Below are 22,774 nucleotides of genomic sequence, written 5' to 3'. Positions count from 1 at the left end.
TATATACACAAAGCGAGGTAGGTTTTTAAACTTACCTCGCTTTTTTATTTTAGAATATTTAAAATAATTATTAATTGTTGATTGTTAATTATTGATTCTGAAAATTTGGCTAAAGCCTTTCTGCATCAATTTATTTTATTCCCCAGCTAAAGCTGGAGTCTATCCAATTTTTGCAATTCAAATAAAAATATTCTAATATTTTAGCAACAGATTAAAACAAATAAAAATCTGTGTAAAATCTGTTCAATCCGTAAAATCTGTGGGCATAAAAAAGACGCACTGCTGTGCGCCTCTACAATAAAACTTTCCCTTTCAAAAAAACTTAGCGGCTCAGTCCCGAGACTTCGGGATAGCAACTTAGAACCTTTCGTCAGATGCACTGCTGTGCGCCTCTACAATAAAACCTTTGTCTTTTTGATCCTTTGTCTCTAAAAAAACCTTAGCAACTCAGAACCTCAGTAACTTAGAAACTTTCTTCAGACGCACTGCTGTGCGCCTCTACGATAAAACCTTTGTCTTTTTGATCCTTTGTCTCTAAAAAAACCTTAGTATCTTAGAACCTTTAATCCCTTCTTCTCTTCCCTCCTTTTTCTGCACCTGCAAAATTCCCTATTTTATAAGCCAGAGAAAACATTACATAACGTTTTAGAACCGTATTTTCTTCATCGCGAATTGAGGTTGCCGAAATAGTTCTTGTCGCGCTTTGATTTTGATTTAACACATCATAAACTTTAATTTTTGCATATAGTTTTTTATCAAAAAATCCATAAGACAAACTTGTATTCCAAAGGAAGAAATCTTTCTTGAAGTCGCTTGAAATATTAGAATTATAAGTATATCCAAAATCATTTCCGAAAATGAAATTTAGCGGCCAGTAATTCGTCGTTTGCAAATTGATTCTGTGTACCACATTTGAAGTTGCATCACGTGTATAATTCTCATAATTAGTTTCATTATACGTCAAACTGTACGATGGCGAAATAGACAATAATTCTCCATATTCATACGTCAGATAAACTCTTGGTGTAATTGCCGTTGCTTTTGCGTTGTATAAAACAGCATTTGTAAAACCTTTATCAAAAGAATAACTTCCGTTGATTCCTAAACCATATCTCAAAACATGCGCATCTCTTTTAACCGATTGATTCCAATTTCCGCCAATAGACGCAATATAAGTTCCTGATATATTGGCATAAGTAGTTGTTCTTTTTCCGCTATCGTCATAAATTGAAATCGAAACTACATCATTATTATAATAATCTGCTTTGATAAACATGCTATAACCTGAACGTGTTCTAAAATCAAAATTCTTAAAATCAATTCCTGCGCTGCTCTTTTCTATCGGATTCAAATTTGGATTTCCGATTACGGTATTCAATGGATTCATCAAATTTAAAACTGGCAATAATTGTGTCGCACTCGGCAATGAATTCGAATAATCATATTTTAAAGTCAGATTTTTAGAACGGCTAAACTTATATCTTATCAACGCATTTGCAAATGGTAAAGCATATGTTTTATTCAAATCAGTTGAATTTCCTAAGTAAAGAGAATGATTGTCATAATCGATAATAGAAGTTTTGGTGCTTAGATTAACGATGAATTTACTTTTTTTCAAAGTAATTCCAAATTTAGGACTAACTGAACTTTGTCTTGAAGTAATGTAATTTGTCAACGATAAATTTAAATCAGAATACGATTCTGTCGCAGCGTCAAAATCAAAAGTCTTTTGATCGTTTACTGTTTTTTGCCAGTCAAAATCAGACCCAAATCTAATTTTCAACGAATCTGTAATAGGTTCTGTATATTCCAAATCCAAAGAATAAGAATCAGAACTTGTATTGTTTTTACTGTTTTGATTTCGTTCATCATTTGGTTTTCCGTCCTGATAAAAAATAGTTTCAGAAAGATTCATTGTATTTGAATCATTTCTTGTGTTATTATTATTAAAAACGAAACTTAGATTGCGCGATTCTTTTTCAAAAGTTTTATTGAAATTAATCGTATTTATGAAATTATTATTCGTGCTTTCGCTTTTAGATTCTGATTTACTTTCGTTCAATGCAGCCCCGTTTTCATCTTCAGATGCTATACTTGATTTTGAATCACTATTTGCTCTGGTTTGATTAAAAGATGGCGAAATATAAATATGAGTCGTTGGATTAATTCTGTAATCTAACTCCAAATTAACCTTATTTCCGGTATTTTCATTTCTTGCTTTCGAATCAGATGCCGTAAGAATATTTCCCGTTGGCAAAAAATTAATTTGATTTGATTTACTATCATTATTATTAATCGAATTCGAAAAATTATAGCTATTTGTAACATCTAACTTTTTAGACCATGCGTCAGAATAATTAATTCCTGCCAGATTAGATTGTGTAATTCCTTTTCCGCCACCGGAACTTTGGTTCATATTTTTACTATTTCGTCCTCCGCCCATACTATCAAAAACATCATCCATAGAAAAACCTGTCGAATTAATATTATTGGAAGAAGCCAAAACACTTATTTTTTGTTGATCTTTGAAAAAATTCAACATTAAACTACTTTCATAACGATCATCAGAACCATAACCACCAAGCATTTTCCCAAAGAAACCTTTATTTTTCTTTTCGTCAATCGTCAAATTTATACTCGAATAATCTGAAGTAGATTCTTGTTTTGCGAATTCTTCTTTCTTGGTTTTAAAATCCGAAACCTGAACTTTCTTGATAATATCGGCAGGTAAATTTTTAAGAATCAAAGCTCCGTCTTTATCAAAAAAGGTCTTTCCGTTGACTAAAAACTGCGTTACTTCTCGCCCGTTTACAGTAACTTTTCCGGTATTATCAACATCAACGCCGGGTAATTGTTTCAATAAAGCTTCGACATTGGCATCCGGACGAACTTTATACGAAGACGCATTAAACTCCAGAGTATCTTTTTTGATTGTAATTGGCGGCGCTTCGGTTTTGATTACTACATTATTCAGCGCATTTACACTTTCTAATAAATATAATTTACCAAAATCTTTGCTTTCCAAAATTCCTTTCTGTTCTTCGACCAAAGGCTGATATCCCATATAATTTACTTTCAGGAAAACAGGTTTATCTATTTTTTTAGTATTGATTCTAAAAACTCCATTTTTATCCGTAGTTGCATATTCGATAACCGTAGAATCTTTAACGGTCGAAAAATAAACCGTCGCCATTTCCAGCGGCAATTGTGTATTGATATCAACAATGGTTCCTTTGATCACAATATCATTGCTTTGCGCATTCGAGACAGAACAAATAAGAAAGAAAAACAATAAATAAGCGAGAGATTTGGTCATAAGAAAGTGTTAGTTATGTTAGTAAGACTAACAAAGAAATCAAAGGTTTAACGGCGTATTGAAAGTTTTATTAGGTTTTTTATCGCAAATATCTCAAATCACTTCTATTTACAAAGGATTTTTAATTTTATTTTTCGAAAGAAAACTACTAATTCTCAATTCTCAAACTTCTCTTTTATTTTGATTTCCACCTTCAAAAAAGGCTTGCAAAAAGGGGGAATTAACCCTTATAAAAACAGTAATTCACCTTGCTTCTATCTTCTAAAAATACAAAACCTTTGTGATGTAGAATTTAAAAGACAAGACCATTTTAAAGATTCTGAAATAGTGCTTCAGAAACATCAAAAAAAACTAGTACAGACAATTTAAACCAATTAATCATGAAAAATATTTTTAAAGGCACCTTACGAGGATATGTGTGTGAGGATTGTATTGAGGCGATATCGGGAGTTGAAGTTTTATTTTATCTTCCATACAGAAAAGAAACCCGCCCAACTGATCAGGTTACGAATGCTAAAGAAACATTTCATTATGTATCGAAAGAGGAAGCAAAACTAAGACAAGAGCTATATATTGGCAAAGCCAAAACAGATCCCAAAGGGAATTTTGAATTTGAAATTGACGACAGACATGTGGGTTCTGATTTAGATATCGATTTTATCTGCGGAACTGTTCCTCCAAAATTTCCAAAACCAAAAAGAGACGAAATTGTACAATTTCATATTACGACATTATCAATACATTCTGAACTTGAACAACAGACAAAAGACATAAACTCCGTATGGCAATGTAATATTGCTTATAAATGGTGGTGCTACATCAGAGGCCATTATTTTGATGCGTGGGTTATTTGCGGACATTTAAGAAATTGCAAAACCGGAAAACCTATTGCCAATGCAAAAGTCACAGCAATGGATGCCGATTTTCTAACAGATGACAATTTAGGATCTGATACAACGGATGCTTCGGGGCATTTTAGAATCGATTATAGCTCAGCAGATTTCAAAAAAACATTTCTATCGCCATGGATAAATGTAGAAACAGATCCTAATTTCCTTTCCTTTCAAAGTGGTCCGGATGTTTATTTCAAAGCCGAATTGAGCGGAACAAATTTAATCAATGAAACCAAAGCAGATGCACGCAAAAATGTAGGCTATTGTTTGTGCGTTAATCTATGTTCTGAAATAAATGTTTTTGACCCCGACGGACCGGGTTTTCCAAGTGCATGGACAGGAATTGGAACCGCTTTTAGTTCTTCTTTCGGATTAGGCATTCACGATTTTGATGCCGATGGTTTTGCAGGCTTAGGCAAACATGTATTATACAGTACTGTTCGTTTAACAGGGCAAGCAGCTTTAAAATCAGCTGGCGGAAACCCAATTGAATATCGTTTTAGAATCAGCGATACAACTGCACCCAATAATTCAGCTCCTTTAGCTGAAGCAAATTTCACCAAAATTATTGGCGTTGACAGCGGCTTATTTGCTACAAGTACTGTTTCTAAATTATCCCGAAAAATTCCCATTCTTGACCATGATATTATTTATGTAGACAGCGCTCAAAGTGATTTTGATGCTGAAGGCTGGTTTGATGTAAACCATGCCATTGAGAGAGCTTTGGTAACCAATGGTTTTACTCTTGCAGATTTACCGCTATATAATATTATCGAAGAAGATACACTAATTTCTCTAAATACAGCAGCATTAACATCTGCACCGGATGTTCCAGCTGGCTTGAGCGCTGGACAGCCAATTCCGCCGGCAAATGAAATTCCACTTGAAAAATTTGCAATTCGTTTTGAAATTAGAGAAGTTATAGACAAGCCTTCTAATAATTTTGCAGTTGTGCCAGGAAATGGAAAAACACTGAATTCTGCGGTTATGAATAATAATCCGATACATCGAAGATTGGTTATTAAAGAACTGGAAGAAAGCACACTATGTACTCCAATAAACGGAACAATACATGCTAAATACAGTTTGTATCATCCATATTTAGCTTCCGGAAGTTTACACCTAAACAATAATAGTCTCAGTGTAAACAGAGACATTTCAGATACTATAATCGATACAACGTTGATTAAGAGAATAAACGACAATTCGAAACTAAATAACCCGCCATCAGATATGACACGTTGCACTTATATATTAAAACTATATTCGTCTACCCGAAAACACAATGGCGACACTGACGATTCTGATGGAGGTACGCCACTAGAACAACTTTTCTTTTATGATGTTTAACAACCATTTCTAAATAAACCACAAAAAAAAAGCAACATTTCAAAATTCGAAATGTTGCTTTTTTAATACTACAAAAGAGAATTTTATTTCTCTCTGATATAAATATCGATTGGCACTCCTGCGAAATCCCAATTTTCTCTAATTTTATTCTCCAAATATCTCTTATATGGCTCCTTAACGTATTGTGGCATATTTGCAAAAAACACAAACTGAGGTGTTAATGTTGGCAATTGCATACAATATTTAATTTTTACATATTTACCTTTTGTTGCTGGCGGCGGATAAGCTTCAATAACTTTCAACATATATTCGTTGAATTTTGAAGTAGCAATTCTTTGTTTTCTGTTTTCGAAAACCTGAACCGTAGCTTCAAGTGCTTTCAATAAACGTTGTTTCGTTAAAGCCGAAACGAACAAAATTGGCACATCAGTAAAAGGCATTAATTCTTTCTTGATTTTCTCTTCGTAATCACGAGTCGACATGGTATCTTTTTCAACCAAATCCCATTTGTTTACCAAGATTACAACACCTTTACGGTTTTTCTCAGCCAACCAAAAAATACTTTGATCCTGACCTTCAAATCCACGAGTTGCATCGATAACCAAGATACAAATATCTGCATGCTCAATCGCACGAACAGAACGCATTACTGAGTAAAACTCTAAATCTTCCTTAACTTTAGCCTTACGACGGATTCCTGCAGTATCAACCAAATTAAATTCAAAACCAAAACGGTCAAATTTTGTATCAATTGCATCACGTGTAGTTCCTGCAATATCCGTAACCATAAAACGTTCTTTACCAATTAATGCATTGATAAAACTAGATTTACCAGCATTTGGACGTCCTACAACAGCAAAACGAGGTAAAACCACTTCTTCCTGAACTGGTTCTGGTTTCTCTGGAAAAGATTCGATCAAAGCATCCAATAAATCTCCAGTTCCACTTCCTGAGATACTTGCAAACGTAAAATAATCTCCTAAACCAAGATTATAAAACTCCAAAGCATCTTTTTCACGCATTGCGTTATCTACTTTATTAACAGCCAATAAAACTGGTTTTGTTACCTTACGCAATAAACGCGCAACAACATCATCCATTGGTGTAATACCTTCTTCTACATCAACAACAAAAATAATAACATCTGCTTCATCGATAGCAAGCTCCACTTGTTTACGGATTTCACCTTCAAATACGTCATCAGATCCACGAACATATCCGCCGGTATCAATCACAGAAAACTCTTTTCCGTTCCACTCGCTTTTACCGTAGTTTCTATCTCTGGTAACTCCAGAAACCGAATCTACAATAGCTTCTCTTCTTTGTATCAGCCTATTAAAAAGGGTTGATTTCCCCACATTAGGTCTTCCTACTATCGCAACAATGTTATTCATTTTTTTGAATTTTAGATTTCAAATTCCAAATTTCAAATTTTTAGTTCCCTAAAAACCTAACCACTTGTAATCCAAAATGCTTTATTTTAATTTTTTGCAAAGGTAGTTAAAAAAGTGACTAAGTCGCTAAGTTTCTAAGTACCTAAGTTTTTATATTTTTTTGGAGCTATTTCCTGCTCCCGAAGCCTCGGGACGTTTCAATCTTTTCCTGGCTAAAGAAGCCAGAAAAAGGATTTCCACTTCTATCAGGGCTAGGGCTTCAGTTTTCAGTATCAGCTTTAAGTTTTATATTAAATCTTTCAAATCTCACAACAAAAACAGATTAGCCGTTCCTATTTCGCATTTCAAACCTGAAACCTGAAACAAATAAAACCTACTGATTATAACCAAAACGTTTCAACATATTAGCATTGCTTCTCCAGTTTTTATTCACCTTAACAACAAGTTCAATATGTATTTGTTTTCCGAAAAATTTCTCCAGATCAGCACGCGCTTCAGTACCTACTTTTTTCAAAGCTGCACCTTTATGTCCAATGATAATTCCTTTTTGAGTTTCGCGTTCCACCATAATAATCGAACGGATTCTGATAATAGCTTCGTCTTCAAAAAACTCTTCAGTAACGATTTCAACTGCATACGGAATCTCTTTGCTATAATTCAACAAGATTTTCTCACGAATAGTTTCGTTTACGAAAAAACGTTCCGGTTTGTCTGTTAATTGATCTTTTGGATAATATGCAGGAGATTCTGGAAGTAATTCTATGATTCTGCCAAAAACTTCCGGTACATTAAAATTCTGTAAAGCCGAGATTGGGAAAATTTCAGCATTTGGTACTTTTGCAGTCCAGAATGCAACTTGTTCCTCTAATTGTTCCTGATTTGAATTGTCGATTTTATTCAACAATAACAAAACCGGAATTTTAGCGTGGATAATTTTATTAAAGAAAGCTTCGTCTTTTAAGTCCTGCTCTCCTATTTCGACCATATAAACCAGAATATCAGCATCTTCAAAAGCCGATTTTACAAAGTTCATCATCGATTCCTGCATTTCATAAGCCGGTTTGATGATTCCTGGAGTATCCGATAATATAAGTTGAAAATCCTCGCCATTCACGATTCCAAGAATACGGTGACGAGTTGTTTGTGCTTTTGATGTAATAATCGATAATCTTTCTCCAACAAAGGCGTTCATCAATGTTGATTTTCCAACGTTTGGATTCCCGATGATGTTTACAAAACCTGCTTTATGTGACATTTGCATATTATTTATTTTGCAAAGGTAGTCATATCAACTCAATACAGAAAATAAAACATTTTTTAATCTTTTCGTTGGATTTCTCAAAAAACGGCGTATCTTTGCACCCGAAACATCGCGGGATAGAGCAGTAGGCAGCTCGTCGGGCTCATAACCCGAAGGTCACAGGTTCGAGTCCTGTTCCCGCTACTAATTGGGACAAAGAAGAAAATTTCTTCTTTGTCCCTTTTTTATTTATCCCTATAAGCCTGTTAATACTGTAGATGAGATGCACTACTTCGTTTACTCTAGTGGTTCGAAACCCGTTTTCTGAGATCGTAAAATTCTCAGGAAAAATCGAACCTAATAAATCTCTCGATTCAATCCAGTTGCCATTTTCATAATATTCGTTAAGCTTCATCAGGTTGTCTACTCCCGCTTTTAAAAGCTCTTGAATATCTTTATTTTCATCATCGATACCAGATAATTTAAGCTCAAGTCTTCGTACCATCTCTCCATAATCTGATTTCATATCTCGGTAATCCGAAGCATCTATCTGTTTTGTTGCAAGAAGATCTCTTGCATTTGAGATTCTGGTTTCATAATCTTTGATCTGGCTTATGATTTTAGTTTTTTCTTCCAAGACATCCTTAATCTGTTCTTTATAACAATCGCCTATGACATTGGCATAGATATTTTTGATTTCAGGAATCGGTATATACTTTTTCAGGTTCTGTATAAATATCTCATTGGCTGTTTCCGAATTTATCCTGTATCTGCATCCTGCACTGCAGTGGTATGGACTTGCAACAAAAAGTCGGACAAATTTTCTAAGACCTATGCTACACTTTCTATTTTATAAAATTCTAGTTCCATTTCTTTAGGTGTTTTATATCCCAAAGAAGAATGCAGACGTTTTCTATTATACCATACTTCTATATATTCAAAGACTGCTAATTTAGCTTCTTCAATGGTTGTGAATTTATGCTGATAGATAAGTTCTGCTTTAAGGGTCTTGAAAAAACTTTCAGCTACAGCATTATCCCAACAATTAGCTTTTCTACTCATACTTTGAGTGATTAAAGTATTTTTATTAATCAATTTTCTGAATTCTATCGAAGCATATTGTATTCCTCTATCTGAATGAAAAAGTAAAGATTCTGTTATTTCTCTTTTTGATACTGCCATTTTCCAAGCTGGAATAATCGTTTGATCGGTATACATTCGTGTGCTTAATGACCATCCTATAACCTGCCTGTCATATAAATCAATAATAGTAGTAAGATATAACCAGCCGGCAGCTGTTCTTATATAGGTTATATCAGACACCCAAACCTCATTAAGTGATTTTGGTGTAAAATTTCTATTGAGATGATTACTGCACACTGGATATCGATGATTAGAATCTGTGGTTACTTTAAAGCGTCTTTTAAGTTTACTTCTCCAGCCATTAAGAAGCATCAATTTAGCAACTTTCCTTTTGGATATTTTATATCCTTTTCTTTTTAGCTGTTCCGCTATTCTGGGACTTCCGTAAGTTTGACTGCTTAGATCAAAAACTTCTTTTATTAAATCTGTAAATAGACTATTTTCTATAAATCTATTAGAAGGACCGCCACTGAACCATCTATAATAACTACTTCGGCTTACTTTTAAAACGCTGCACATCTTTTCAATAGGATATAAATGTTTATAGCTGACTATAAATTGGTAGATTTCCCATCGCTCTTGGAAAAGATGTGAACGGCCTTTTTTAATATCTCAAGCTCTAATTCTTTTTCTTTAAGGGCTTTTCGTAATTGTTTTACTTCTAAAGAATCTATCTCTGTCTTTTTAGAAATAATTGGTTGTAGATTAGTAAATGTTTTTTGAGAAGACCTCCATTTATAAATACGCTCTACCTGGACGCCTAGTTCATCTGCTAATTCTTTGATGTTTTCTCGCTCGTAACTTAATCGTACTGCTGATGATTTAAACTCAGCACTGTAAACTCGTTTTTTCATAATTCTAAGATATTTATTTTTATTTAAACAGTCTTAAAATTTATGTCCCAGTAAATGTAGCAACTCCATTTTATTTTCATGACCTAATTTGATACACTAAGGTACAACAAAAGCATTTTAAGGCTTTTTAAAATATTAAAACCAGAAGAGACGACCATCAGGTCGTCTCTTTTACTATTCAAAAATTACAAATTTATATTCTCTTTCAGGCAGTTAAATTGCTAATATGTAAAAACACCTAATCTGTAACATTACCCAAATTGTTTTAAATTATCAGGATCTTTTCCAGTAAAAATAAAGTATACTAATTTACCTAATGAATAAATGTCGCTTTGGACAGTAGAATCTTTTAATCTTACACGCTGTTCAGGTGAGACATATAAAATTTGCCCATATCCTGATGCACTTGAACCGGAATAGAACGACAGCGATTCTGTGTCTTTCCCTAATCCAAAATCAGAAACCTTTAAAGTTATAATTCCGTCTTTTTCAAAGACCAAAACATTGTTAGGAGAAATGTCCCTGTGTAGAACACCCTTTTGATGTGCAAATTTAATTGCATTGATAATCTGTTGGACTAATTCATATCTCAGCTCTTTACATATAGCTGTATTATGTCTCTTTATATAGTCATAGAGATTTTGCTTTGCAAATGGCATGAGATACCATAATTTTTCATTTGGAATATCTTGTCCTGAGTCAAGAAGTTCTATAATATTGTCACATCCTTGCAAATCACGTAAGAGACTTATCTCACGGTTTAGTCTATATCTATAATTGTCATTGGGAAAATGCTCTTTCTTTAATTCTTTTAGAGCAAACTCATTTCCCGAATCATCAGCATATTGTTTCACTATACAAAAATATCCTTTTCCTTTTAAAGCTATGTGTTTTAATTTATCCATGCGATAATCAATTATAAAATGAATTAAAGTATACAAAAGTAAGGTTAAATTACAAATGGGCTTTTAGCTTAGATTGTCCTATTTCATCATATTAATAAGTATTTTATAATTAATAAATCCAAAGTACAAATAAGATAAAAAACAGTTCCCTAATTAGTCATCAACCATTAATATTAATCATTATCTCGCACGTTTGTATAATTAAAATGCTTATATTCTAACTTTGTATTTCTTAATAAATCCTTACGCATTGCTAATACAACATTTCCTATTGCTCTTCTTCCTTCCAGTGCATCTGGATCTTTATGCTCATTCGCTTTTATCAATTCAACTAAATTATTAATTGCTAAAACTACTTCGTCGGAAGAATATATCCATGATTTATATTGTTCGTCAAAAAATTGTCGTTTAATTTCGGTATTTGCAGTGTTGCCAACAAAACCTTTTAATAGTATTAGCAAATTTGAATATTTTTCTTCCCTAAATTTTAGAATTGCATCGTCCTTTTTTGATTTAGAAGTAAAATAGAAAGAAATATAACCTCCAACAAAAGCAGAAATTAAGGTGATTAATAAAGTTTGTAAAAGTGTTATGTCGATTGTTATCATTTTTTTATTTATAATATTTCCTGAAAACAAATAAACATTAAAATTTTAATAGTTGATTACGGAAAACCATAACAAATAAAAGATTTAAAATACCATAAGCAATACGTATTTATACTTGTTTTCGAATTAACATCAAATATTTGTAGTTTTTTAATCTGTCCGTAAATATCATTTTAGCGTCAGATAATTTTAAAGTTTCCAGAACATGGTTAAGCGTTTTTGGTTCAATTCCCAACATTAAAACTCAAAACTGTTTTAGAATTCTTTTCCAATGCATAAACCAGCCAAATATAATTTTTCTTGTGTCTGATATAAGTGCACAGCTCTTCGATTTCTTAAGTTTTGCCTTTGCGGATAATTCGTTTAGTAATATTTAGGGAAATAAAAACGATTCTTTTTAATAATTTTATCGTTGATATTTTCAATATTCTTGCCGTACTTCTTATTCCCAAACCTTCTTTAGTTAGCTAGATCAATTTGCATACCTGGAATTGTAACATAACATTCACCTATTTGAAGACCTATGTCCTCAAAAATGTCCATATTACGATATCTTAAAGTAGCGACTTCACCTGTATTACCGTATACGATAGAATATGTTTTGAAATGATACTTTGTGACAGCAGTCATCTGTATTCCACCACCAATTGTATTAAACATCTTTTCTTCAATAATTTTATTGAGAACTCTTACAGGCGTACGCCAATACTCAGAAGAATCATCTGGAGTCTGTTCCGATAAATCTAACTCTAACATTTTATGAATGTCTTCTTTTTTGTCACCAATTATCACTACATCAACTTCATCTAAGAAATTAGTTTTATATTTAATTTCGTAGTCAAAGAGTCCATCTACTAAAGTTGGTGAAATAATGGTAATAAAAGGAACTTTTGATTTTGGACAAAATCCAGATAATATTATTTCGACTACTTTAGTGCTATCTACTGTAAAATATTTAAGAATTGACTTTGCTTTTTCCGATAGACTAATATAATCTGGTAAAGTTTGGTTTGATTGTAAACCGCCAATATTCGAAAAAATAGTTTGAAGTATACAATAAATATTTAATCCTACTAGAGTACTTCCTGCATAAGAGTAACTTATTGTTGATATGAAATATAGTTGTGATGAAGGCGATGACATATCTCTTACCTTAATTGGCAGTTCCAAAATTTTAGCACCTTGCAATAATAAAGTGGTTTCACTATTAGAAATCTTTGTATCGCCAATTGTCATAAAATATGGTTCTGTTCCCCTTTCTTTATTGAACCAAGATAAAATTGCTGTCATTAGAATCTAAAATTTTGCTAAAGTTAAAATCATATTTCTGTAATAATCAAAAAAATTAAAGGTATAAAAATACACCTTTAATTTAGCTTTATTTTTAGACATAATTATCTACTTATCAATATGTTTTAGTTTAAAAGAATTTGATACACTACCGAAAAAAAGCCATTCCTCTGCGGAATGGCTATTTATTCTAATGCGTAACTATTTTAGTCCCATGTTCTCCAAACAGTATCTATTTTAACTAGTTTCAATTCTTTGTTTTCAACTTTATATTTATATACTGGTGGAAAACGTTCGGAAGGTGTTGCGCCAATTAACCAATAAAATTTTTTATTATTTTCCGTATCATTGATTTTATTTTTAATGAATTTAGCGCCTAAATTATTGTCATCATAAATAAATGTCGGATATAAAATATCATCTTTATAAATCCCATACCCTTTATCTAATTTGGATAACCCCGCAGGAGACCTCTGTAATAATATTATTGTGTCTTTTTTTTCTTTAAAGAAATACACTTTATAAAGATAAATCGTTTGCCCCATTTCACTATGATTTAGTTTAGGAATTGGATAATCTTTTTGATACTTTAAAATAGCGTCATATAAATTTTTATCTAAATTATTATTGTAATTTTTACAGCAAGTTAAAAGCAGTAAGAATATAACTGCAATAATATTTTTTTTCATATTCTAGATTATTTTAAATCCTTGGATTTGTTAATTTTTTTGATAAATTGGATGCCATACATAGAAACATTATAAAGTTTTTTTGATTCTGGAAAATAAACATAATTTGGATAATTCCTTTTATGTTCTACAGCGTTACGCGCATCAGATGGATTGTACATTTCATTTTCATTAATATATCCCATTGAACTCATTTCACTAGCATATCCAGAAGGATGATTATGTGCATGCCATCTTACTTTTGAATAATCAATACCCGTACCTAAACCATCTGGAGAAGGAGAACGCTTCTCGTTATTGTATGTTGCAAATTCAATCCATTCTTTCCCTCTATCCTGATAGAATGTAAGAGAGAACTCTGCACCACTAGTATTGTCCGATGCAAATTTAAAAATATTCAAATAATCTTCCTCATGTTGCTTACTCTGTTCTCCTATCGATGAGACGTATTTTGTTCCACTTTTTTCTGAACCTGAACGATAATTAGTTAATTGACTTAACAAACCTTTAGATTTTACCTTAAGACCATCGTTACTGTCCTGTTTCCCATCTTTATTTACATCAACTATATTTTCATTGTTCTTATCTCCAATGAATAACATATCTTCTTTATCTTCTTTTAATGCTAAAACAGTTTTTCCTTCACCATTCATATAGTATCTATCCATACCATCAGGGTCGATAAAATTTACAGGATCATTGCAAACATAAGCATAAGTAGAAGCGTGGAAATATTTCTCCGCCAACGGGTCAATGTTCATCCAGCGACCAAGTGCAGGGTCATAATTACGTGCTCCATAGTCGTACAAATTCAGCTGATTCCCGCCAATACTCTCGTCTTGCAACTCTTTTCCGTTGTACTTATATTTATTATTGCTTTGTGGTACATTCATGAAACTAACATGCGTTAAACCAAAAGGATAATAATTATTTTCATCAATAATTTCAAGAACTTGTGTTGCAGGATTCTTAGTATAATTAGCCCTTACGTTTCCTAAATGATCTTTGTACTGAAATACATACGAAAGTCCACCCGTATTTTTAACATACCCCTCTGCTGTTGGAAAAAACTCCAAAACATTGCCTTTATACTGAAATCCTCCTAAATAATCTGTAGATAGTGTAGGTTTGCTTGTTTCGCTTACAATTTTTTGTACTTTTTGCCCTGCTGCGTTGTAAATATACTCAATGCTGCCTTTTGTACCAAATGTTATTTTCTTGGGTAAATTAAGATGGTTATAGTCAATTATTGTAATACCTTTATTATCATCTTTTATCAAATTTCCATTAAAATCATAATCGTAATCATCAGCAGTATCATTAGCCCCATTGCTATCATCCTTAAACCCTCCGGCTATATTGGAAGCATCAGTTACTTTCATAAGCTGATTAGAATTTATCTTATAAAAATACCCCAAATTATCCAAATCGTCGGCATAAGGATTAAGCGATGTCCCTGCCATATATTTACGTTGCAACTTGATAATATTTCCGTTCTTATCATACTCCATACTCTCACCAAAATAATTTTTATTATCTGCTAATAACGGAGCTTGGTAAGAAGCATTTTTCAGGCGGTTCAATTGATCATATTGATATCCATAACCTCGGCTGATATTTGGTCCGTCAAGACCTGAACTCCAAAAAGTTTCAGCAATATTTCCGTTATACAGCGCCTTCGCAAAACCCGAATTTCCTTCTACTTTATTATAGTTGATTTTAAAAGCAAATAAATCTCTTGGATCACCCCCTTGTTGCAGATTAGCTGTTTTATTAATCTCTGTGAGCCAGCCTCTGATATTGTAATTATAATCAACAACTTGCAAAGGACTTCCTGTGGTATTACCTACTTTCTTACTCATCAATTGCCCTAAATTGTCATAGGTATTATAAGCCATAAGCTGTACTATACCTGCATTGCCTATTTGATGTGTATGTGTCACTAAACGATCCTGAGCCGAATAGGTAAATTTTTCATTTATAATGGTTTTAGGATCTCCCAACAGACGCTGATGTTCTGTTATACTGCTTAGGGTTTTTCCTGAAAAATCAAGTTCGTTATCCGTATGGCTGATACCTGTTAAATGATTTTTGGTATAAGTACTTATAGCCCTTCCATATTCATCGTAAAAAATTGTGGATGTTTCTCCTGCCACAGAAGAAGGAGTTGTTAGTGTTCTGGTCCAGCTTCCGGTTGGCAATCCTTTTGCATTTGTTAAAACTGTTTGTGATATAATTGTTGCTGGTACTGCTTGAGCACCTGGAAATGAATAATCATCATAATAATTAACCGTTAAAAGTTTAAAACTCTTTGGCGCTATACTATTGTTATAATTAGTAGCAATACCATCAATAGGAAGTGCCGTTTTAGTTTCGAACAAAGTAGTGGCTAGATTTTGTGCATCCTGCAATGTTTTTCTAGTAGATGGACTTACCGCTGCCTGAGTGTACCAACCAGTATAAATAGGTCTGCCAAAAACATCATATTTTGTAATAATCCAACCTACTGAAGCATCATTACTAAAAGGCGAAAATGCCGGGCCTGTTGCCACAGGTCTGTCTAATCTGTCATAAACAATAAACTCCCATTGTTTCCCCGGTAACTTCTTCTCAACTAAACGATTGCGGTAGTCATATTTATATTGGTAACATAAACCATCTAAAACTGCCTGAGTTATGCTTGCGTCAGCTTTTGGAGGAAGGACATAAGTTAGATTTCCGCGCATATCATAAACATAATAGGTATCATGTTTAACTGCTGCATCATAGGTTCGCTTAAGGATTACCTGTCCTTCTTTATTTTTGAATTCTACTGTCGAACCTGCTGTTTCATCTGGATTTACACCGGAGTTCTCGTCGTAAGTTATAGTTTTGTATAATTCATATTGGGCATAAGTTCCTGCGTCTGAAAAAGCAATATCATACAAACCCTGAGCAGCCTGCCAGGTTACAGTGGCTTTGTATAATCTTACTGCATCGCTAGAAATATTGGTCTGGTAATCCAATTTTATAGTGTTTTTTTTAGTGTTGCTCAGCGCCCAATCATTTCCAGGAGCAGCTTGTTCCAATACACGGTTAAGAGGAGACAATTCGAGCCTCTTTTCAGAAAATGGATTTGTGGTATTTTCGTATTTTGCGGTATTGTAAACTCCATTTAAAGTCGTTATTGATGAAGCTGCAGCAATTTTTGAATAACTTGTCGTGCTATTGGTTAAAGGATAAGGTAAATATTCTTTTATTTGTCTGCCAAAACCATCATATTCAACTGGAGTTATAATATCCATATCAATAGCCACTCCATTGGTATCTCCCTGATTTATTGCCGTAGTTTGGACTGGACGCCCTAATCCGTCAAAATAAGTCACACTTTGAGTAATATCGTCTTTTGTCAACGTATTGTAATTAGACACCTGTACTTTCTTCTTAGGTGCAGCGGTGTAAATATAATTGTCATCGCTGAAAGTCTGGGCTTTTATACCCGGAACTGCCGCCAAAAACAAAATTATTATTGCTATATATTTTTTCATCAAGTTCTCTTTTATATTTTTTAATTTATGTCAGTTACTCAAACTGATCTATCAAGATCTGCACTTTCGCTGCTTTGATTTGCAATTAAAATGTCTGAGCAGTATTATCTGTACAATCCGTTTGCTGTCCTTTGTAATTATAACAATACTTCTGAAGTACATTTTGATCTTTATCCTTAACAAATTTTAATCTGCCAAAAATATCATATTCATAATAAGTCGAGATTCCTTTTGGGTCTGTAATACTCGTTACTCCAACAAGCGGATTATAGGTATAAGTACTCACCATACCCTGAGTAAATGATGTACTAAAAGTTTTTAATGCCTCTCGCAAAATCTGCTCTTTACAGGTGCTTGTGATGCAATTGTCATTATCTGCATCTGATTTCGTTTGAAGATCTGCAACATAACTTGTAACCTGCGCATAAGCAGCGTTTTCTATTTTAGCGATAGGCTGTGTTTTGTTATACCCCCATATAATAGATACCGGCATTCCTCCATCAGGTGTATATTGCAAAACATTTCCTTTATCATCATATAGATCATAGGTTAGCTTTTTTTCAAGGGTTCCAATATTTGTAATTGTCGTTAAGCTGTTTGGAAATTGAGCTGCATAAATCGTTTTTGGCAGCAGCAAATTTCCTGTTGAAGCACTCTTATCATAAATAGTTAATCGCTCAGACGTTTTAGTTCCAGCTTTCAGTGTCTGAGTATCCAACGGAATACCAATCATATTTGCCGCTTTTAATTCATTTACAAAAGGCTTTCCTACCATTGCAGGATCAGACGCATAGAAAAATTTTGTTTCTAGTATTTCTCCATTTGAATTGGTTGTAGTCTGCGATGTTAATTGTAAATGAGCCGGATTACTGTAATTATAGTTTGTTGTAGTTAATAACGTTCCTGTCAGACTATTTGAAGCATTATAAAAATAATTTGATATCTCTGATGTCTTTTGATAAAACCAAGGAATTGGAATATTATAATCTCCTAAGACATAACAATCTGCCAATGACTGAGGAACTTGACAATCTGATAATATAGATAAAATAGCCGGTTGTTGCTGTGGATTTGAACCTTCATTTACATCAATAGAGCTTTTTCTTATCAATTTGTAGCCTTTAACATATGCAATTTTTGAATTGTCATCAAAATAGGTGTTTTTTTCTTTTCTAACAATAAAAGTGCTACTTCCAACAGTTTTAAAATCCTTTTTTTCTAAAACTTTGCCTCTTCTAAACCCTAAGTTTGCCTGTATTCCAATATCAGATCTAAACCAATCCTGATCAGTAGTAAATTCATAATCAGTATACATTTTTTCAGCTGTAGTAACATTTGTAGAAATCTCTTTGACATATCTGTAAATCACAGAATTAGATTCAATTCCTTGCTTGGATCTTGAATTTATATAATAACCTTTTGTATAATCAACCTTAGGAATAGGAATAGTAGGATCTGAAGGAATACCTGAAAGTGGACATACCCCTTGTATAAAATTTGCAAATGAACCAGAAATAAAATCAACTCCCAGATCATTAATCAGCTTTCCGCTGCTTATTTCATTGTTGTCCTTATCATTGTATTCGTAGGCTTTCTTCAAAAGAAGCGTATTATTTGAATCATAACTTTCGACGCTTTGAACTCTTAAACCCGAAGATATTACGTTTTTAGGAGTTAAATTTTCGTCAATATAATTTAAAGATGCATCAATTCTCATATCAGCACCATACGATTCTAAGACAATAGTACAATTTCCGCCAACTAATGGTAAAGGTAATGTTACTGTCCTATTTACATTTATTTTTCCTGAGTCATGCAATAAGTCATTTAAATAGACGAAAATTCTGCAATATTTATATTTTATAACATTAGCAGCAGTACTTCCATTATTTGTTACTGTGTAAGTTAAAAAATTATCTTGAGGATTGGTCATACTGAAATTAATGGTTTTATATTTCAAACAATTACCTGAAACACAGTTTTGCCCTCCCTCCCCACCTGGATCCTCTAATTGTGGCGGAGCAGGATTACTCGCAGAACTTACACCTGTTAGTGAAGTCTCTTTTTTTTGTATTAGATATTTATTTAATTTGTCGATACCATAAAATTTATTTGCTTCATAATTAAACCGTGTTAGTCCTTTGGTAGGATAATGAATCTCTTTTAAAATCCCGGCCTCTATTGTTGTCGAATTGATTTCCCTTTTAGCAGAACCAACTGTTTTTATTTGAGGAACAATAATAATATGCTCAGGAATCAGACTAAAATTTGAAGCTCCATTATAATATCCAAAAAAATCCTGTGATTTCGAATTTTTAATAGGCAAGTTTATGTCTGAATAAATGAAGCTATGTTCGTTTGCATCATTTAAGTCAAAGATGCGATTAAGTTTTAATCTCTTATATTTATAAGCATCTGTACCTGTTTGATCTGCATTAAAATAAGAATACTCAAAAAACACCTTTTTTACCAGATTAACTCCAGAAGTAGTATTTTGACTAATTTTTATATTATCAAGATATCCATTTTGATTTACCAGATCCAGCCTTCCTTTTCTGAGTTCAAATTCGACCTTAGTCTGATCATCGTTAAATGTAATTTCTTTTATCTTTTTTGTACTTGTAGTCGTATTTTCATTACTATTTCTAATTTGTCCAATAACTTGTGTCTGAGTCGCACCTTGGGGGCATGCACAATTTTTTCCTTGTTCAGTCACTCCAATACTTTCAGATTCGCTGTACTCAATTACATTACCATCATCCTGATAGGTAAATTTTATTTTATTGTTTTTTGCTGTTCTTATTTCATCAACAAACCATGCACTAATATAATCATCATTATGAGTTAAAGCTCTTACTGATTTCTCAATAGTATTTTTAAACAAATATTTATTACCAAATTTGTCTGTAATTATAAAATAGGTAACATTTGTACCATCATCTAATTTTCCACCCAATTGAACTACAAAAGCATCTGGTGGGAAAATTACCGGAGTACCGTTATTTATATAAAAATTTCCATTTACTGTTGGTGACGAAAAGGAGTAAACATCCTTTACTTTTGATTTTTCATATTCTTTTATTAAATTATTATTGAATGCGTACGGATGATCAATCATATACTGTTTTACAAATGCAGCATCTCTTTGAGGATTATCAATCTCAGCATCATTTTCATCAACATCATCTCTGGAATTTAAAATTATTTGAGCACCTGCATTCAAATTCCATCCCAAACCTACCCAAGTTGCTTCCTGACCGACTTTAATTCCTGAAGCATGATAACTTAAAGATATTGGAATTTCAAAATCATCAACTTTAATAGTATATATGGGCAAAGATATACCAGGTACCCCTGTAGAAAGATCAACAGGGTATTCTCCATATCTCAAAAAAGCTGACGCTTCAGGAGACTTTGGCGTAAAATCAGGAGCTTTAAATCCGTCGACTGGTGTGGTTTGTGCGACAATTTTTATCGAAGTCAGTAAAATCACTATTAAAAAACAAAAGATTTTAATGTGATTTTTTATAGTTTTTATATACATTTTATAATTCTATTAGATACTTATTTACTTGTTATTCTTTTTATCACTTTTACAGACTCAGTTTTTATATCTGTTTTAACATTGATGATGTAAATTCCTTCTGCATATGGACTTAAATCAACCGGAACAGTTCTGCTGGAAATACTGAAATTTTGCAGTGTTCTTCCTGTCATATCCACAACACTGGCTGTGCCTGAGCTAAAATCGTAACCTATAATGATGTTGGTATAAGTCGATACCGGATTGGGTACGGCTTCTATACTAGATTTAACTTTTTCGATCTTTGTTTTGTCTTTTAGTTTTACAACCCAAAAATCATTACCCCCAATATTGGAGTTTCTATCTTTTGAAGCGCCTGAATTAGAGGTTCCTGCCATTAAATATCCGCCATCTCGGGTTTCTATCAATTTTCTAAGAATATCTTCGCCTGCACTTCCAACTGTTTTCTTCCACAATTCCTCTCCTTTTTCATCAATCTTTAAGGCGATATAATCGTTGATTCCGTCTTTTTCTTTAGCTACCATGTTGGTTACTTTTCCAATAATACCTTCTCTTGGAATTCTGTTTTCACTTTGAGCATATCCGCCAATGAGGTAAGTATGATCATCCTTGTTTTCTACCAAAGAAGTCAAAACGTCTGTTTTTCCAAAATCATAGGTTTTACTCCAGATAACTCCTCCTTCTTCATCTAATTTTAAAACCCAATAATCTGTTCCATTACCAACGATACCGCCCAATGAAGTAAGTGGGTTTGTACTGTTTGAGTTGGCCCCTACAATATATCCTCCATCACTTGTCTGATGAATTACATAAGGTTGGTCATCGCCTTCTGCTCCATAGGAATTTTGCCACTCTATTTCTCCAGCATCATTTATTTTTAAAACCCAAACATCTCCAATTCCTTTATTATTATCTGTTTTTTCTCCAGACATAGAAGAGTTTGAATATCCTGCCAGAATATAACCGTTGTCTGTAGTTTGTTCCATACTTCTGAGTAAGTCTGCATATTGACCTCCGTATGTTTTTTGCCATACAATAACACCTTGTTTATCCAGTTTCACAATCCAATAATCCATGTTTCCACGGCTTTTTTCTGATTTACTGTACAAATCCGCTTTTGTAGTTGTTACTGACTTTGCATCCGGTTTAATATCTGACATAGAAACGGGACTGGAGCTTGAAGAACCTCCCAATATATAACCTCCGTCTCTGGTCTCAAAAGCGCATAACAATTCATCTGAACTATTGCCACCAATTGTTCTTTGCCATTGCTCAGCTCCTGAAGCGTCTAGTTTTATAACCCAAAAATCAGTTAGCCCTTTACAGTCTTCACCTTTTTGAAAACCACTTCCCGAACTTGAAGTTCCTGCCAGAATAAATCCGCCATCTTTTGTGTTTTTAATGCTTTGAAGTAAGTCAAAACCACTTCCTCCAAAACTTTTCTGCCAGTCAAGTTCTCCTTTTTCAGTCATTTTCCAAACCCAATAATCAAGATCTCCATGATTATCGTCTGATTTATTTCCTGTTTTATTAGATGCAGAGCTTCCTGCCAAAATAAAACCATAGTCGGCTGTTGGCTGGGCGTCAAAAAGATAATCGGCATGTTGTCCTCCGTATGATTTTTCCCAAAGAATGTCCTGAGAATAAGTAATTAATGGCAATAAAAGAGGAAGGAGTAGGTAAAGTTTTTTCATACGCTTTTTAGATTTTAAACTGTTTTTGGCTGCAAATCTAAATTATTCATGAGTTATATTTTTACGGTTTTCCACATTCTTTCTGTAGTTTCAGCTGTTTAATTTATGGATAAAAAAACTCAACTGCAAACCGCTGAAAAAAAATAAACTAGTCAAAGCAATCAAGAATTAAAGTAAACTCAAGCTATCATCCATGAATTTGGATTTAATGGCATCATTCATGTAAGTTGTTGATTTTTTTTTAGGAAGTTGTAACTACTCTAATTTTGAAAAGTAATGGTAAATGTCTGTTTCTATTTTATTGTGAATCGAAAAAAATCAATCTTG

The 22,774-nt window shown here is 33.1% G+C and carries 13 protein-coding genes and 1 tRNA gene; 2 read left to right on the top strand and 12 right to left on the bottom strand.

Annotation, left to right across the window (positions count from 1 at the left end):
• Positions 1–562: 562 nt before the first annotated feature.
• Positions 563–3,316: an outer membrane beta-barrel protein gene (locus CLU81_RS18095; protein ID WP_099711087.1), complete on the bottom strand. Its 2,754-nt coding sequence runs from the start codon at positions 3,314–3,316 to the stop codon at positions 563–565.
• 380 nt (positions 3,317–3,696) lie between these two features.
• On the opposite strand from CLU81_RS18095, the gene CLU81_RS18090 reads away from it, so the two are divergent.
• Positions 3,697–5,559: a hypothetical protein gene (locus CLU81_RS18090; protein ID WP_099711086.1), complete on the top strand. Its 1,863-nt coding sequence runs from the start codon at positions 3,697–3,699 to the stop codon at positions 5,557–5,559.
• An 83-nt stretch (positions 5,560–5,642) separates the two neighbouring features.
• On the opposite strand, the gene der is transcribed toward CLU81_RS18090, so the two are convergent.
• Positions 5,643–6,953 (bottom strand): ribosome biogenesis GTPase Der, encoded by a 1,311-nt coding sequence (gene der, locus CLU81_RS18085; protein WP_041517422.1) that lies wholly within the window; start codon positions 6,951–6,953, stop codon positions 5,643–5,645.
• 373 nt (positions 6,954–7,326) lie between these two features.
• Positions 7,327–8,208, bottom strand: a complete 882-nt coding sequence (gene era / locus CLU81_RS18080; RefSeq protein WP_099712802.1) for a GTPase Era — start codon at positions 8,206–8,208, stop codon at positions 7,327–7,329.
• A 116-nt stretch (positions 8,209–8,324) separates the two neighbouring features.
• Here era and CLU81_RS18075 point away from each other — a divergent pair.
• A tRNA-Met gene (locus CLU81_RS18075) sits at positions 8,325–8,397 on the top strand.
• A gap of 627 nt (positions 8,398–9,024) precedes the next feature.
• Here the strand turns inward: CLU81_RS18075 and CLU81_RS18070 are convergent.
• The 9 genes from CLU81_RS18070 to CLU81_RS18025 all read right to left on the bottom strand — a co-directional run bounded on the left by CLU81_RS18070 (position 9,025) and on the right by CLU81_RS18025 (position 22,447).
• Complete coding sequence (locus CLU81_RS18070) at positions 9,025–9,891, bottom strand: IS3 family transposase (RefSeq protein ID WP_233209776.1); 867 nt, start codon at positions 9,889–9,891, stop codon at positions 9,025–9,027.
• Complete coding sequence (locus tag CLU81_RS18065; protein ID WP_099707978.1) at positions 9,888–10,190, bottom strand: transposase; 303 nt, start codon at positions 10,188–10,190, stop codon at positions 9,888–9,890. The genes CLU81_RS18070 and CLU81_RS18065 overlap by 4 nt, the downstream gene beginning before the upstream one ends.
• Before the next feature lie 251 nt (positions 10,191–10,441).
• A complete protein-coding gene (locus tag CLU81_RS18060; protein WP_099711085.1) occupies positions 10,442–11,095 on the bottom strand; it encodes a protein kinase in 654 nt (217 codons plus the stop codon).
• A 173-nt stretch (positions 11,096–11,268) separates the two neighbouring features.
• The gene (locus CLU81_RS18055; RefSeq protein WP_099711084.1) at positions 11,269–11,703 is read right to left on the bottom strand and encodes a hypothetical protein; all 435 of its coding nucleotides are present in this window, start codon (positions 11,701–11,703) and stop codon (positions 11,269–11,271) included.
• Between the two features lie 459 nt (positions 11,704–12,162).
• A complete protein-coding gene (locus tag CLU81_RS18045) occupies positions 12,163–12,993 on the bottom strand; it encodes a hypothetical protein (protein ID WP_099711083.1) in 831 nt (276 codons plus the stop codon).
• Between the two features lie 206 nt (positions 12,994–13,199).
• Positions 13,200–13,682, bottom strand: a complete 483-nt coding sequence (locus CLU81_RS18040) for a hypothetical protein (protein ID WP_099711082.1) — start codon at positions 13,680–13,682, stop codon at positions 13,200–13,202.
• Positions 13,683–13,690: 8 nt separating this feature from the next.
• Positions 13,691–17,209, bottom strand: coding sequence for a DUF6443 domain-containing protein (locus CLU81_RS18035; RefSeq protein ID WP_158235350.1), 3,519 nt, complete (start codon positions 17,207–17,209; stop codon positions 13,691–13,693).
• A gap of 85 nt (positions 17,210–17,294) precedes the next feature.
• Positions 17,295–20,753 carry a hypothetical protein gene (locus CLU81_RS18030; protein WP_144444524.1) on the bottom strand — a complete coding sequence of 1,153 codons (3,459 nt, stop codon included), beginning with the start codon at positions 20,751–20,753 and terminating at the stop codon, positions 17,295–17,297.
• Between the two features lie 20 nt (positions 20,754–20,773).
• Positions 20,774–22,447 carry a T9SS type A sorting domain-containing protein gene (locus CLU81_RS18025; protein WP_099711080.1) on the bottom strand — a complete coding sequence of 558 codons (1,674 nt, stop codon included), beginning with the start codon at positions 22,445–22,447 and terminating at the stop codon, positions 20,774–20,776.
• Between the last annotated feature and the right edge of the window lie 327 nt (positions 22,448–22,774).

The sequence above is a fragment of the Flavobacterium sp. 9 genome, from assembly GCF_002754195.1.
Taxonomy (GTDB): Bacteria; Bacteroidota; Bacteroidia; order Flavobacteriales; family Flavobacteriaceae; genus Flavobacterium.
Note: the sequence above shows the minus strand (reverse complement) of the source record. Positions and strands in the feature narration are given on the sequence as shown.

What these genes read in the sequence shown, in the direction of transcription:
- CLU81_RS18095 (WP_099711087.1), bottom strand. Translation starts at nt 3,316, where the DNA reads ATGACCAAATCTCTCGCTTATTTATTGTTTTTCTTTCTTATTTGTTCT.
- CLU81_RS18090 (WP_099711086.1), top strand. Translation starts at nt 3,697, where the DNA reads ATGAAAAATATTTTTAAAGGCACCTTACGAGGATATGTGTGTGAGGAT.
- der (WP_041517422.1), bottom strand. Translation starts at nt 6,953, where the DNA reads ATGAATAACATTGTTGCGATAGTAGGAAGACCTAATGTGGGGAAATCA.
- era (WP_099712802.1), bottom strand. Translation starts at nt 8,208, where the DNA reads ATGTCACATAAAGCAGGTTTTGTAAACATCATCGGGAATCCAAACGTT.
- CLU81_RS18065 (WP_099707978.1), bottom strand. Translation starts at nt 10,190, where the DNA reads ATGAAAAAACGAGTTTACAGTGCTGAGTTTAAATCATCAGCAGTACGA.
- CLU81_RS18060 (WP_099711085.1), bottom strand. Translation starts at nt 11,095, where the DNA reads ATGGATAAATTAAAACACATAGCTTTAAAAGGAAAAGGATATTTTTGT.
- CLU81_RS18055 (WP_099711084.1), bottom strand. Translation starts at nt 11,703, where the DNA reads ATGATAACAATCGACATAACACTTTTACAAACTTTATTAATCACCTTA.
- CLU81_RS18045 (WP_099711083.1), bottom strand. Translation starts at nt 12,993, where the DNA reads ATGACAGCAATTTTATCTTGGTTCAATAAAGAAAGGGGAACAGAACCA.
- CLU81_RS18040 (WP_099711082.1), bottom strand. Translation starts at nt 13,682, where the DNA reads ATGAAAAAAAATATTATTGCAGTTATATTCTTACTGCTTTTAACTTGC.
- CLU81_RS18035 (WP_158235350.1), bottom strand. Translation starts at nt 17,209, where the DNA reads ATGAAAAAATATATAGCAATAATAATTTTGTTTTTGGCGGCAGTTCCG.
- CLU81_RS18030 (WP_144444524.1), bottom strand. Translation starts at nt 20,753, where the DNA reads ATGTATATAAAAACTATAAAAAATCACATTAAAATCTTTTGTTTTTTA.
- CLU81_RS18025 (WP_099711080.1), bottom strand. Translation starts at nt 22,447, where the DNA reads ATGAAAAAACTTTACCTACTCCTTCCTCTTTTATTGCCATTAATTACT.